The sequence below is a fragment of the Pseudomonas sp. PA1(2017) genome (genome assembly GCF_001945375.1).
Lineage (GTDB): Bacteria > Pseudomonadota > Gammaproteobacteria > Pseudomonadales > Pseudomonadaceae > Aquipseudomonas.
The window spans coordinates 138,084-151,394 of the sequence record NZ_MSXU01000013.1; the positions used below are offsets into that span (position 1 = coordinate 138,084).

Here is a 13,311-nt window from a genome sequence, read left to right on the forward strand (position 1 = left end):
GCTGCTACCCTTAGTGTCGATTGGGTGTCTCTAAAAACGTTGGCGAGGCAGTCAGCGCAAGGCAAAAACAGGCGAAAAAGCGGAGTGTACGAGCTGTACATGAGCATTTTGATTGGACTCGCATCCGAGCCTGTTTTTAACGCCGCGCTGACAACGCAGGTAGTTTTTAGAGGCGCCCATGCGGATATAACAACAAAGGGTACCCGCCATGTCTCTCCCTCACCGCTACCCCGTCAGCGACACCGCCCGCCAGCGTACGCACCTCGACGACGCCGCCTACCAACGCCTCTACCGCCAGTCGGTCGACGACCCGCAGACCTTCTGGGGTGAGCAGGCCAAGGCTTTTCTCGACTGGTTCAAACCCTGGAACGAAGTCTGCAGTGGCAGCCTGAGCAAGGGTGACATCCGCTGGTTTTCCGGCGGCCAGCTGAACATCAGCCACAACTGCATCGACCGCCACCTGGCCAAGCGCGGCGATCAGGTCGCGCTGATCTGGGAAGGCGACGATCCGAAGGATTCGGCCTCCATCACCTACAAGCAGCTGCACGAGCAGGTCTGCCGCCTGGCCAACGTGCTCAAGAAGCGCGGCGTCAAGAAAGGCGACCGGGTGTGCATCTACATGCCGATGGTGCCTGAAGCGGCCTACGCCATGCTCGCCTGCACGCGCATCGGCGCCGTGCATTCGGTGGTATTCGGCGGCTTCTCGCCGGACGCTCTGCGCGACCGCATTCTCGACGCCGACTGCCGTACGGTGATCACCGCCGATGAAGCGGTACGCGGCGGCAAGCTGATCCCGCTCAAGAGCAACGTCGACAAGGCCATGGCGAGCTGCCCCAACGTGTCCACCGTGCTGGTGGTGAAGCGCACCGGAAACGCAGTCGGCTGGGATGAAAAGCGCGACCTCTGGTACGGCGAGGCCGTGCAGCAGGTAGACGCCGACTGCCCCGCCGAGCCGATGGACGCCGAGGATCCGCTGTTCATCCTCTACACCTCGGGCAGCACCGGCAAACCCAAGGGCGTGCTGCACAGTACCGCCGGCTACCTGTTGCAGGCAGCGATGACCCACAAGTACGTGTTCGACTACCACGACGGTGACATCTACTGGTGCACTGCCGATGTCGGCTGGGTCACCGGGCACAGCTACATCGTCTACGGCCCGCTGGCCAACGGCGCCACCAGCCTGATCTTCGAGGGTGTGCCCAACTACCCGGATACCTCGCGCTTCTGGCAGGTGATCGACAAGCATCAGGTGAACATTTTCTACACCGCGCCGACCGCCCTGCGCGCACTGATGCGTGAAGGCGAAGCGCCAGTGAAGAAAACCTCGCGCAGCAGCCTGCGCCTGCTCGGCAGCGTCGGCGAGCCAATCAACCCGGAGGCCTGGGAGTGGTACTTCAAGGTGGTCGGCGAACAGCGCTGCCCCATCGTCGACACCTGGTGGCAGACCGAAACCGGCGCCATCATGATCACCCCGCTGCCCGGTGCCACCGATCTCAAGCCGGGCTCGGCGACGCGGCCGTTCTTCGGCGTGCAGCCGGTATTGCTCGACGAACAGGGCAAGGAGATCGACGGCCCGGGCGCCGGCGTGCTGGCGATCAAGGCCAGCTGGCCGAGCCAGATCCGCAGCGTGTACGGCGACCACCAGCGCATGCTGGAAACCTACTTCACCGCCTACCCCGGCTACTACTTCAGCGGTGACGGCGCGCGCCGCGACGAGGATGGCTACTGGTGGATAACCGGGCGCATCGACGATGTGATCAACGTCTCCGGCCACCGCATCGGTACCGCCGAGGTGGAAAGCGCCCTGGTGCTGCACGACGCCGTGGCCGAGGCCGCCGTGGTCGGTTACCCCCATGACGTCAAAGGCCAGGGCATCTACGCCTTCGTCACCACCATGAACGGCGTGGAGCCGAGCGATGAACTGAAGAAAGACTTGCTCAGCCTGGTCGGCAAGGAAATCGGCAGCTTCGCCAAGCCGGAGCTGATCCAGTGGGCGCCGGGCCTGCCGAAGACCCGCTCGGGCAAGATCATGCGCCGCATCTTGCGCAAGATCGCCTGCAACGAGCTGGACACCCTGGGCGACACCTCGACCCTGGCCGATCCGGCGGTGGTCGACAGCCTGATCGAGCAGCGCCTCAACAGCTGACGCCTGCCCCATGGCCCCACACAGACGGGGCCATGGGGTCTCTTGCCTTGGGCCGGGCAAGCGCCGAAACTGCGCGGCATGGAAAGCCTACGTCGTCAGATCGAAAAACAGGTGCACAGCCTTACCGGCGCGTCCTTGGGCGTGCTCGACCTCGATCAGCCGCGCTTCGATGCCGGTCTGTTCGGCCCCGAATCGATGGTCTGGAAGGTCCACGCCGACTTCACTTCGATGATGGTTGGCGGCATCTCCGCCCTGCTCCTGCAGATGCTCCACCCGCTGGCCCTGGCCGGTGTGTGGGACCACTCCACCTTCCGCCAGGACATGATCGGCCGGCTGCGCCGCACCAGCCTGTTCGTTGCCGGCACCACCTACGGCGGCCGGCACGACGCCGAGCAACTGATCGACAAGGTGCGGCGCATCCACCTGCAGGTGGTTGGCCAGGCGCCGGACGGTCGGCCCTATGCCGCGTACGATCCCGATCTGCTGACCTGGGTGCACGTTTCCGAAGTCAGCCAGTTTCTGGCCGGCTACCTGCGCTATGTGGACCCGCAGCTGCCGGTCGCCGAGCAGAATCGCTACTACCGCGAGGTGGCGCTGATCGCCGAACGCCTGGGCGCCCAGAACGTACCCAAGTCCAGCCAGGACATCGACGATTATCTGCAGCGCATGCGCCCGCAGCTGCTGTGCGATGAGCGCACTCGCGAAGTGGTTCGGCTGCTGTATGCCGCGCCGGTGCCCAACATTCTGGCCAAGCCCTTTGGCAGCCTGATGATGCAGGCCGGCGTCGACCTGCTGCCGGACTGGGCCAGCGAGCTGCTCGGCGAACACCAGGCTGCCTGGCGCCGCCCGGTGATCCGCGCCAGCGTCAGACGCACCGCCAAGCTGCTGCGCTGGGCGGTGGTCAACAGCGCGGCGCAGCGGGCCGCCCGGCGCGTAGCACCCTGACCTCAGGCATCGACCGTGATCCGGCAGCCGGCGCTTTTTTGCTAAACTGCCGGCCCTCCCTTTTCCGAGACACCGCGCGTGCCTTCTCTTGACCAGGCGCTGCGCGCCGCCCTCGCTGCCCGCGAAAACCTGCTCCACGACCTGCACACCCAGGGCACCGATTGCTATCGACTATTCCACGGCAGCCAGGAAGGCGCCGGCGGCCTGACCGTCGACCGCTATGGCCCGCAACTGATGGTGCAGAGCTTTCACCAGACGCTCGGCCGCGACGAGTTGCTGGCCCTGCACGCGCTCGTCGACGAATTCCTTGGACTGCAGACGGCGCTGGTCTACAACGACCGCTCCAAGGGCAACTCGCGCGTCGACCGCAGTGACCCGGTCTACGTCGCCGAAGACGCGGCGCTGGTCGACCTGGTCGGCCAGGAATGGGGCCTCAACTACCGGGTGCGCGGCCGCCACGCCGGGCAGGACCCACTGTTGTTTCTCGACCTGCGCAACGCCCGTGGCTGGGTGCAGCGCCACAGCGCGGGCAAGAGCGTGCTCAACCTGTTCGCCTACACCTGTGGCGTAGGCCTGAATGCCGCCGCAGGCGGTGCGCGCGACGTGGTGAACCTCGACTTCGCCGAAGGCAACCTGGCGGTCGGCCGCGAAAATGGCGCGCTCAACCCGGCTCTGCCGGCCATGCAGTTCGTGCAATCGGATTACTTCCCGGCGATCCGGCAGTGGGCCGGGCTGCCCATCGCCGCGCGCCGTGGCCAGAAGCTGCCGAGCTACCCGCGCCTGGAACAACGCCAGTTCGACCTGGTGTTTCTCGACCCGCCCGCCTGGGCCAAGAGCGCCTTCGGCACCGTCGACCTGCTGCGCGATTACCAGAGCCTGCTCAAGCCCGCGATTCTCGCCACGGCCGAGGACGGTACCCTGGTGTGCTGCAACAACCTGGCGAAAGTGCCCATGGACGATTGGCGCGAACAGGTGCTTCGCTGCGCCAGCAAGCTAGGCCGCCCGGTGCGCGAGCACGAGCAGCTGCCGCCAGCGGCAGACTTTCCCTCTAACGATGGCAATCCTCCGCTAAAGACCCTGGTTCTGCATTTCTGACAGGCCCGCCCCCCTTCCCGCGGAACCTAGGCTCCATGCCATAATCCAAGGCACTCCCGCCAGGAAGATGAAGCGAAACCATGCCCAAAGGATTGCGCCGCGCCGCCACTGCCCTGTTGATCGCCGTGGGGCTGTATAGCCTGATCGGCTTCCTGATCCTGCCCGGTGTTGCCCTGCGCATCGCCAATCAGCAACTGGAGAACTATGCCACCCAGCCGGCGCGGCTGGATCGCCTGCAGCTCAACCCCTTCACCCTGGAACTCAAATTGTGGGGCCTGCACCTGGGTGAGCCCGGCAAGGAACAGGTGGCCTTCGAACACCTGGCGGTCGACCTGCAGCTGGACAGCCTGTGGAGCGGCGCCCTGCACCTGGCGAACGTCAGCCTGGTCAAGCCGCACACCGAGGTGCGCTTCGACAAGGACGGCACCCTCAACCTGGCGCAGTTGTTCAAGCTGCCGCCCAGCGAGCCCAAGCCCGATGAGCCGAGCGAGCCGTTCCCGCTGCGCATCGACCGTATCGAACTGCTGGGCGGCAACCTGCGCTTTCAGGACCTGCGCCCGCAGGATGCGATCGACATCCACTACGACGACCTGAACCTCGAGCTGCACAACCTCAGCACCCTGCCCGACGACAACGCCGACATGACCCTCGTGGCCACCGGCCCGGCTGGCGGGCGCATCGACTGGAGCGGCGAGCTGAGCCTCAGCCCGTTCAGCTCCAGCGGCACCCTGAAGATCACCGACGAGCCGATACAGGCATTCTGGCCGTACGTACGCAATGCCGTGCCGCTGGTGCTCGAACAGGGCGTGGTCAACCTCAGCACCGACTATCGGCTGGACCTGCGCAAGGGCACCGAGCTGACCCTCAGCAACGCACGCATCAAAGCCGCACCGTTCGCCATGAAAACGCCGGACGGCAAGCCACTGGTCAAGCTGCAATCGCTGGAGGTCAGCGAAACCTCGCTGGATCTGGCCAAGCAGCAGGTGGTCATCGGCAAGGTTCGCGGGCAAACGCTGGAAGCCTGGGCGAGTCGTGAAAAGGATGGCGAGCTGGACTGGCAGAAGCTGTTCGCCGGCGAGCCACGGCCAGCGCCAGCGCAGGCACCAACGGACGACGGCAAACGACCGAGTGCCGGCGAAAGCGACAGCCAAGCCCAGCCGGCCACCAAGCAGCCGGCCAAGCCCTGGCAGGTGCAGGTCAAGGACGTGCAACTGCGCGACTACCACGCTCACCTGGTGGACCGCGTGCCGGACGAGGAAGTGGCCGTCGAACTTGGCCCGCTCGATCTGGACATGCAGAACTTCGACAGCCTGGGCACCTCGCCCTTCACGCTCAAACTGGATACCGGGGTCGGCAAACAGGGCAAGCTGCAGGCCGAGGGCCAGGTGCAACTGAGCCCGACTACCGCCAGCCTGAAGGTCGCCACCCGCAATATCGACATGCGCACGGCCCAGGCTTATATCAGCCCCTTCGTGCACCTGGAGCTGCGCAGCGGCCTGTTGAGCAGCGACCTCGACGTCGCCCTCACCGGCACCGAACCACTGGCGCTGCGCGTACAGGGCAAGGCGCAAGTGACCCAGCTGCATACTCTCGACACCCTCAAGGAACGCGACCTGCTGCGCTGGAAGCAGCTGGATCTGGGTGGCATCGACTACCGCCATGGCGAGCGCCTGGACATCGAGCGGGTGGACCTGGAACAGCCCTACGCGCGCTTCATCATCAACGAAGACCTGACCACCAACGTCAACGAACTGATCATCAAGCAACCAGCCGGCAATGCCTCGCAGGCGAAGGCGTCTGCAGATGCCTCTGCGGACAAGCCACTGGCGATCCGCATTGGCGAGGTCAGCCTGAAAGATGGCTCGGCCAACTTCGCCGATTTCAGCCTCCGGCCCAACTTCGCCACCGCCGTGCAGCAGCTCAACGGCCGCATCGGCACCCTAGACAGCACCGCCAACAAGGCCGCACCGGTGAACATCACCGGCAAGGTGGATCGCTACGCGCCGGTCAGCATCAAGGGCAGCCTGACGCCGTTCGACCCGCTGCAAAGCCTGGACATCGCCACCCAGTTCCGCCAGGTCGAGCTGACCACTCTGACGCCCTACTCCGGCAAATTCGCCGGCTACCGCATCCGCAAGGGCCGCCTGAACCTGGATCTGCACTACCGCATCAACGACGGCAAGCTCAACGCCGAGAACAAGGTGCTGGTCGAGCAATTGCAGCTGGGCGAGAAGGTCGACAGCCCAGACGCCGTCGACCTGCCGATCCGCCTGGCCGTGGCCCTGCTCAAGGATACCCAGGGGCGCATCTCCCTGGAACTGCCGCTGCAGGGCAACCTCAACGACCCGCAGTTCAGCGTCATGCCGATCGTCTGGCAGACCCTGCGCAACCTGGTGCTGCGCACCGCCCAGGCGCCGTTCAAGTTCATTGGCGGGCTGGTCAGCGGCGGCAGCGACATGGACCTGAGTACCGTGCTGTTCGCCCCCGGTAGCGCCGAGCTGGACGGCCAGGCGCGCCAAGCCCTGGACACCCTGGCCAGCGCCCTGCGGGAGCGCCCGGCCCTGCGCCTGGAAATCGAAGGCGCCGCCGCCCAGAGCAGCGATGGCCCGCTGCTCGCCGAACGGCGGTTGGAGCGCGAGTATCAGAACTACCTGTACCGCATCATGCAGCGCCGCGGTGACCAGGTGCCAGCCAACGCCGAGGCGCTGGTGGTGCCGGATGACGAAAAAGCCCCGCTGCTCGAAGGCATCTATCGCGCGCGTCTCAAGCAGCAGCCACCGGCCGAATGGGCCACACTGGACGATGAGGAGCGCACCGCCAAACTGCACGCGGCGGTGCTCGCCTCCTGGAGCGACAGCCGCGGCCTGCAGCGCCTACTGGCGCAGCAGCGCGCGGCGGCGATCAAGGATTATCTGGTGGACCACGACAAACTGGCGGACGAGCGCATCTATCTACTCGACGTCAACCTCGGCCAGGCCGAACCCGATGGCCGCGTGGCCACTCCCCTACACTTGGGCAGCGAGTGATAAGCATGAAACGACTGGGCCTGTTGCTGGCGCTTTGCGCCAGCCCGCTGCTAAGCCAAGCCGACACGTTGCGCTGCGGCAGCAAGCTGGTGAACCTTGGTGATCGCACCTTCGAAGTGATGCAGAAATGCGGCGAGCCAGCGTTCCGCGACCCCGTCGGCTACACGGTCGGCCCTTACAACCGGCGCGAAACCAGTATCGAGGAATGGGCTTACGAGCCCAGCAACGGCATGTTCACCATCCTGACTTTCGAGGGCAATCGGCTAACGCGCATCGAGCGCAAGCGCCGGCAATGACCATGATCAAGACACTGATTTCCTGCGCCCTGCTGGTGCTGCTGGCTGGCACCGCCAATGCCGCGACCTGGCGCTGCGGCAGCGCGATCGCCAGCACTGGCGATACCACCGCCGAAGTACAGGCCAAATGCGGCGAGCCGAACAACCGCGACTTCGTCGGCTACAAAGACCAGACCGACCGCTACGGCTTCACCCATGAAGTGCAGGTCGAGGAATGGAACTACGGCCCACGCAACGGCATGAGCTACTTCCTGCGCTTCGAAGGCAATCGCCTGCAGCGGATCGACAGCAAGCGCGGCGATTAGTCTGCTGTTCTGATCAGCGAGGCGATGACAGGAGGTCGCCGCCGGAGAATTCCTGGAACCGGTTCAAAGTCCTTGAGCCCAGGTTCGTCGATTTTGGCAGCTAAGCGTGGCGGGAGCGGCCGTTATCCGATCCATTGTGTGCCGCGACCTCGCGGCGAATCGCTCAGGCACCGCCGAAATAGGCAGTCAGGCTGCAATCGTTTCGCCCCGAGGTCGGGGCTCCCACAGGTTGGTTTGAGTGTCTGCTCCTGCCTTATAGCAGCCTGTTTCATATCGCCTGAGAAGATCCTGATCAGGTTCTTAACCGCGAGCAGCGTTGACTGCCGCGATATAGGCCTCGGCATTGCGCTGATCCTGAATCAGGGCGACGAAGTCGTTGCCGTCGGCGTCCTTGGCCTCGAGGTCATAACCGGCCTCGATGAAGAAACCCAGGAAACGCTCGAAGTCGTGATCACGCAGGCCGCGGTAGGCTTTCACCAGTTTGTGCAGCGACGGCGGCGTGGCATCGGCCGGTTCCACGGCGAGAAACAGTTTGATCTGCTCATCGCTGATGTCGTCGCCAATCACCTGCTTCTTGTCTTTGCGCATCGCTCACTCCAGCTAACCACTTCACGGGGCCGGCAGTGTAACTCCGGCGCTGCACGCACTCAACGAAGGGCGCAGCCGGCGCCTGTAGCATCCACCCCGTGCAAGCGGTACGCGACCTAAGTCAACACCCAGGCTCCAATCGTCGCTCTATACTGGCGGCATTCCTTCCAGGAAGCGCCGCCATGCCCACCCTGTTCGCCGCCTGCCGCCAGAGCCTGCGTAGTGGCTATTCCTGGGCCAGCCTGCGCGGCGACCTGGCCGCCGGCCTCACGGTGGGCATCATCGCCATTCCCCTGGCCATGGCCCTGGCGATCGCCGTTGGCGTGGCGCCGCAACACGGCCTGTACACGGTGCTGGTCGCCGCCCCACTGATCGCCCTGTGCGGCGGTTCACGCTTCAACATTTCCGGCCCCACGGCGGCTTTCGTGGTGATTCTGCTGCCGATCACCCAGCAGTTCGGTATCGGCGGGCTGTTGCTGTGTACGGTGATGGCCGGTTTGATCCTGATCGCCCTGGGCCTGCTCAAAGCCGGAAGGCTGATCGAGTTCGTGCCTTACCCGGTCACCCTGGGCTTCACGGCCGGCATCGGCATCGTCATCGCTACCCTGCAACTCAAGGATCTGCTCGGCCTGCAACTGGCTGGGCAGCCGAGTCACTACGTGCAACAGATTCAGATGCTCTGGCAAGCCCTTCCCGGCATCCAGCCCGGCGATACCCTGGTGGCGCTGGCCTGCCTCGGCGTGTTGCTGCTGTGGCCGCGGCTGGTGCCGCGGGTGCCCGGGCACCTGGTGGCGCTGACGGTGGGCGCAATACTGGGCCTGGCACTGGAGCGCGGTGGCTTGCCGGTGGCGACGCTGGGCGAGCGCTTCAGCTACAGCGTCGATGGCATCAGTTACCCGGGCATTCCGCCGTTTCTGCCGAGCTTCGCCTGGCCCTGGCAACTGCCAGGCGCCGATGGCCAGCCACTGGTGCTGTCGTTCGAACTGATCCGCCAGTTACTGGCGCCGGCCTTTGCCATCGCCATGCTCGGCGCCATCGAGTCACTGCTTTGCGCAGTAGTGGCCGATGGCATGACCGGCAGCAAGCACGACCCCAACGCCGAATTGCTCGGCCAGGGTATCGGCAACCTGATGGCGCCGCTGTTCGGCGGCATCACCGCCACCGCGGCCATCGCCCGCAGCGCCACCAACGTGAGGGCCGGCGCCCGCTCACCACTGGCCGCGATCATCCATGCCGGCGTGGTGCTGGCGGCGATCCTGTTTCTCGCCCCGCTGTTCAGCTACCTGCCGATGGCAGCGCTGGCCGCTCTGCTGCTGATGGTGGCGTGGAACATGAGCGAAGCCCATCACGTAGCCCATACCCTGCGCATCGCGCCGCGCAGCGACGTGCTGGTGCTGCTCACCTGCCTGCTGCTGACGGTGCTGTTCGACATGGTGCTGGCGGTGGGCGTCGGCCTGCTGCTGGCCGCCGGACTGTTCATCAAGCGCATGAGCGAACTGACCGATGCCAGGCGCCTGCCGCGCAACGGCCATCAGGCCCTGAGCGACCTGCCCGAGCACGTGCTGGCCCTGGCCATCCGCGGACCGCTGTTCTTTGGCGCGGCGCAGCGTACCCTGGAAGCGCTGCGCCGGCTCGACCCGCATATCCGCGTGGTGATTCTGGATGTCAGCGCAGTGCCGATGCTCGACATGACCGCCCTCGCCGCCCTGCACAGCACCGTGCTCGAGTACCGCAAGCAGGGCATCGCCCTGATCGTCAGCGGCGCGTCACCGTCATTGCGCCTGAAGCTGCGTCGGGCCGGCCTGCAACGCACCCACGGGCGCCTCAGCTACGCTCGTGATCTGCACCAGGCGCGAGCGATCTGCGAAAGCTGGCCAAGCGAAGCCTGAATCGCGTGGCAGTTGGCCGTGGGGCTTGGAAGCCATTCACGATCTTTCGGCTCGATTCAAGCGCTTTGCCTGCAAAGTGGCGGGAGCGGTCGTTATCCGATCCACTGTGGGAGCCGCGACCTCGCGGCGAATTGGTCAGGCACCGCCTGATAGGCAGTCAAACTGCAATCGTTTCGCCCCGAGGTCGGGGCTCCCACAGGTTGGTTTGAGCGGCCGCTATTACCTTGTAGCCGTCTCTTCATGTCGCCAAAAAGATCGTGAGCGGGTTCTCAGAGCCCCTTGACCGCGAAGATGCCCGGGGCGTTGCGCCAGTAGCCCTTGTAGTCCATGCCGTAACCGAAGATGTAGCGGTCGATGCACGGCAGGCCGACGTAATCGGCTTTCAGGTCCGGGCGCGCCTTGCGGTCGTGATCCTTGTCGATCAGCACCGCAGTGTGCACGTTGGCGGCACCGGCGTGGTGACAGAAATCGATGATTGCGCCCAGGGTGTGCCCTTCGTCGAGGATGTCATCGATGATCAGCACGTCGCGGTCGATGAACGACACTTCCGGCTTGGCCTTCCAGAACAGCTCGCCGCCGCTGGTCTGGTTGCGGTAGCGGCTGGCGTGCAGGTAGCTGGCTTCCAGGGGAAAGTCGAGCTGGGTCAACAGCTTGCCGGAGAAGATCAGCCCGCCGTTCATCACGCAGAACACCACTGGGTTGCGCTCGGCCAAATCGGCGTTGATGGCGGCGGCGACGCGGGTGATGGCCGCTTCCACGTCGGCTTCGCTGTACAGGCAATCGGCTTCGGCCATGACCTGGCGGATGTGGGCGAGATCGGCAGACATATCGTGTCCTCGTAGGCGGGCCGGCGTGGCGCCGCATGGGTGGCCCCGGCGCAGGAGCTGAACACCGGGTCAGAAAAAAGCCGGCAACGTTACGCATCCGCCCGACGAGGCGCAAGCACCGCCATCGACACGCGACAGGTGGCATAACCGTTGCTCGATGATTATAAAAAGTTCCACATCCGCAGCGCCAAATTGCAACGCAATGCTTTAATCTAGCGTGTTTTTTGCCCATTTTTGCCGGAGACCCTGCAATGCCCGTCCTCGAGATCCGCCACCCGCTGATTCGCCACAAGATCGGCCTCATGCGCCGCGCGGATATCAGTACCAAGAACTTCCGCGAGCTGGCCCAGGAAGTGGGCGCCCTGCTCACTTATGAGGCGACCAAGGATCTACGCCTGGAAAGCTATGAAATCGAAGGCTGGGCCGGCCCCGTGCAAGTCGAGAAGATCTCCGGCAAGAAGATCACCGTGGTGCCGATCCTGCGCGCCGGCATCGGTATGCTCGACGGCGTGCTCAGCCTGATTCCGGGCGCCAAGGTCAGCGCCGTCGGCGTGGCCCGCAACGAGGAAACCCTGCAGGCGCACACCTATCTGGAAAAACTGGTACCGGAAATCAACGAGCGCCTGGCGATGATCATCGACCCGATGCTCGCCACCGGCAGCTCCATGGTCGCCACCATCGACCTGCTGAAGAAAGCAGGCTGCAAGGAAATCCGCGCCATGGTGCTGGTCGCCGCGCCCGAAGGCATCAAGGCGGTTAACGAGGCGCACCCCGACGTGCAGATCTACACCGCGTCCATCGACCAGTGCCTCAACGAGCACGGCTATATCATCCCGGGGCTGGGTGATGCCGGCGACAAGATCTTCGGCACCAAGCAGAAGGACGCCTGATCGATGCGCGACGAATTCAACGACCCGTTGTGGCGGCAGGTGCTGTCCGGCGCGCAGATGCTCTTCGTAGCCTTTGGCGCGCTGGTGCTGATGCCGCTGATCACCGGCCTGGATCCCAACGTGGCGCTGTTTACCGCGGGCCTGGGCACCATCCTGTTCCAGATCGTCACCGGCCGCCAGGTACCGGTGTTCCTGGCCTCGAGCTTCGCGTTCATCACCCCGATCATTCTCGCCAAGGGCCAGTTCGGCCTGGCGGAAACCATGGGCGGCGTGGTCGCGGCGGGCTTCGTCTACACCTTTCTCGGCCTGGCCGTGAAGATCAAGGGCACCGGTTTCATCGACCGTCTGCTGCCGCCGGTGGTGATCGGCCCGGTGATCATTTCCATCGGCCTGGCCATGGCGCCGATCGCCGCCAACATGGCCATGGGCAAGGCCGGTGACGGCAGCGTGCTGCTGCCCTACAGCACGGCGATGTGGATCTCCATGCCGACCCTGCTGACCACGCTGATCGTCGCCGTGTTCGGCCGTGGCATCTTCCGCCTGGTACCGATCATCTCCGGCATCCTGATGGGCTTCGCCCTGTCGATCTATTTCGGCGCCCTGGACCTGAGCCACGTGGCCGACGCGCCCTGGCTGGCGGTACCGGCGTTCACCGCGCCGGCGTTCAACTGGCAGGCGATCCTGTTCATCGTACCGGTGGCCCTGGCGCCGGCCATCGAACACATCGGCGGGGTGATCGCCGTAGGCAGCGTGACCGGCAAGAACTACCTGAAGAAGCCGGGCCTGCATCGCACCCTGTTCGGCGACGGCCTGGCCACCTCGGCAGCCGGCCTGTTCGGCGGCCCGCCCAATACCACCTACGCCGAAGTCACCGGCGCGGTGATGCTGACCAAGGCCTACAACCCGAAGATCATGACCTGGGCGGCGATCTTCGCCATTACCCTGGCGTTCATCGGCAAGTTCGGCGCGATCCTGCAGAGCATTCCGGTGCCGGTGATGGGCGGCATCCTGTGCCTGCTGTTCGGCTCCATCGCCGCGGTGGGCATGAACACCTTGATCCGCCACAGCGTCGACCTCAGCGAAGCGCGCAACCTGGTGATCGTCTCGGTCACCCTGGTTTTCGGCATCGGCGGCGTGCTGATCGGCACCGGCGACGGCCCGGATGACTTCGGCCTCAAGGGCATCGCCCTGTGCGCCATCGTCGCCATCGCCCTGAACCTGATCCTGCCCGGCAATGACGGCTGGAAGAAGAAAAGTGCCGACGAAGCGCCCGATATCTGAGAAAGAAAAATGCCCGGTTCTAA

General features: G+C 64.9%; 11 protein-coding genes. 9 read left to right on the forward strand and 2 right to left on the reverse strand.

Annotated elements, in window-relative coordinates; translation table 11 throughout:
* Positions 1 to 208: 208 nt before the first annotated feature.
* From acs to BVH01_RS18985, 6 genes are all read left to right on the forward strand, one after another.
* Entirely contained in the window at positions 209 to 2,146 is a 1,938-nt protein-coding gene (acs, locus tag BVH01_RS18960) for an acetate--CoA ligase (RefSeq protein ID WP_075931795.1), read from the forward strand.
* A 78-nt stretch (positions 2,147 to 2,224) separates the two neighbouring features.
* A complete protein-coding gene (locus BVH01_RS18965; RefSeq protein ID WP_075931796.1) occupies positions 2,225 to 3,091 on the forward strand; it encodes an oxygenase MpaB family protein in 867 nt (288 codons plus the stop codon).
* Positions 3,092 to 3,169: 78 nt separating this feature from the next.
* Positions 3,170 to 4,186 (forward strand): class I SAM-dependent rRNA methyltransferase, encoded by a 1,017-nt coding sequence (locus tag BVH01_RS18970; protein ID WP_075931797.1) that lies wholly within the window; start codon positions 3,170 to 3,172, stop codon positions 4,184 to 4,186.
* 80 nt (positions 4,187 to 4,266) lie between these two features.
* Positions 4,267 to 7,212 (forward strand): DUF748 domain-containing protein, encoded by a 2,946-nt coding sequence (locus tag BVH01_RS18975; RefSeq protein ID WP_075931798.1) that lies wholly within the window; start codon positions 4,267 to 4,269, stop codon positions 7,210 to 7,212.
* A gap of 5 nt (positions 7,213 to 7,217) precedes the next feature.
* A complete protein-coding gene (locus tag BVH01_RS18980) occupies positions 7,218 to 7,508 on the forward strand; it encodes a DUF2845 domain-containing protein (protein WP_075931799.1) in 291 nt (96 codons plus the stop codon).
* A gap of 2 nt (positions 7,509 to 7,510) precedes the next feature.
* On the forward strand, positions 7,511 to 7,813 hold the full coding sequence (locus tag BVH01_RS18985) for a DUF2845 domain-containing protein (RefSeq protein ID WP_256562805.1): 303 nt from the start codon (positions 7,511 to 7,513) through the stop codon (positions 7,811 to 7,813).
* A 300-nt stretch (positions 7,814 to 8,113) separates the two neighbouring features.
* Here BVH01_RS18985 and BVH01_RS18990 read toward each other — a convergent pair whose 3' ends face one another.
* Positions 8,114 to 8,401 carry a PA4642 family protein gene (locus tag BVH01_RS18990; RefSeq protein ID WP_075931801.1) on the reverse strand — a complete coding sequence of 96 codons (288 nt, stop codon included), beginning with the start codon at positions 8,399 to 8,401 and terminating at the stop codon, positions 8,114 to 8,116.
* A gap of 182 nt (positions 8,402 to 8,583) precedes the next feature.
* Between BVH01_RS18990 and dauA the strand changes: the two genes are divergently transcribed.
* A complete protein-coding gene (dauA, locus tag BVH01_RS18995; protein WP_075931802.1) occupies positions 8,584 to 10,290 on the forward strand; it encodes a C4-dicarboxylic acid transporter DauA in 1,707 nt (568 codons plus the stop codon).
* Positions 10,291 to 10,559: 269 nt separating this feature from the next.
* Here the strand turns inward: dauA and BVH01_RS19000 are convergent, their stop codons facing one another.
* Positions 10,560 to 11,117 carry a hypoxanthine-guanine phosphoribosyltransferase gene (locus BVH01_RS19000; RefSeq protein ID WP_075931803.1) on the reverse strand — a complete coding sequence of 186 codons (558 nt, stop codon included), beginning with the start codon at positions 11,115 to 11,117 and terminating at the stop codon, positions 10,560 to 10,562.
* Positions 11,118 to 11,368: 251 nt separating this feature from the next.
* Here BVH01_RS19000 and upp point away from each other — a divergent pair, with 251 nt between their 5' ends.
* Together upp and BVH01_RS19010 are read left to right on the forward strand one after the other, a co-directional pair.
* Positions 11,369 to 12,007: a uracil phosphoribosyltransferase gene (gene upp / locus BVH01_RS19005; protein ID WP_075931804.1), complete on the forward strand. Its 639-nt coding sequence runs from the start codon at positions 11,369 to 11,371 to the stop codon at positions 12,005 to 12,007.
* Between the two features lie 3 nt (positions 12,008 to 12,010).
* Positions 12,011 to 13,288, forward strand: a complete 1,278-nt coding sequence (locus tag BVH01_RS19010; protein WP_075931805.1) for a uracil-xanthine permease family protein — start codon at positions 12,011 to 12,013, stop codon at positions 13,286 to 13,288.
* The last annotated feature ends 23 nt before the right edge of the window (positions 13,289 to 13,311 follow it).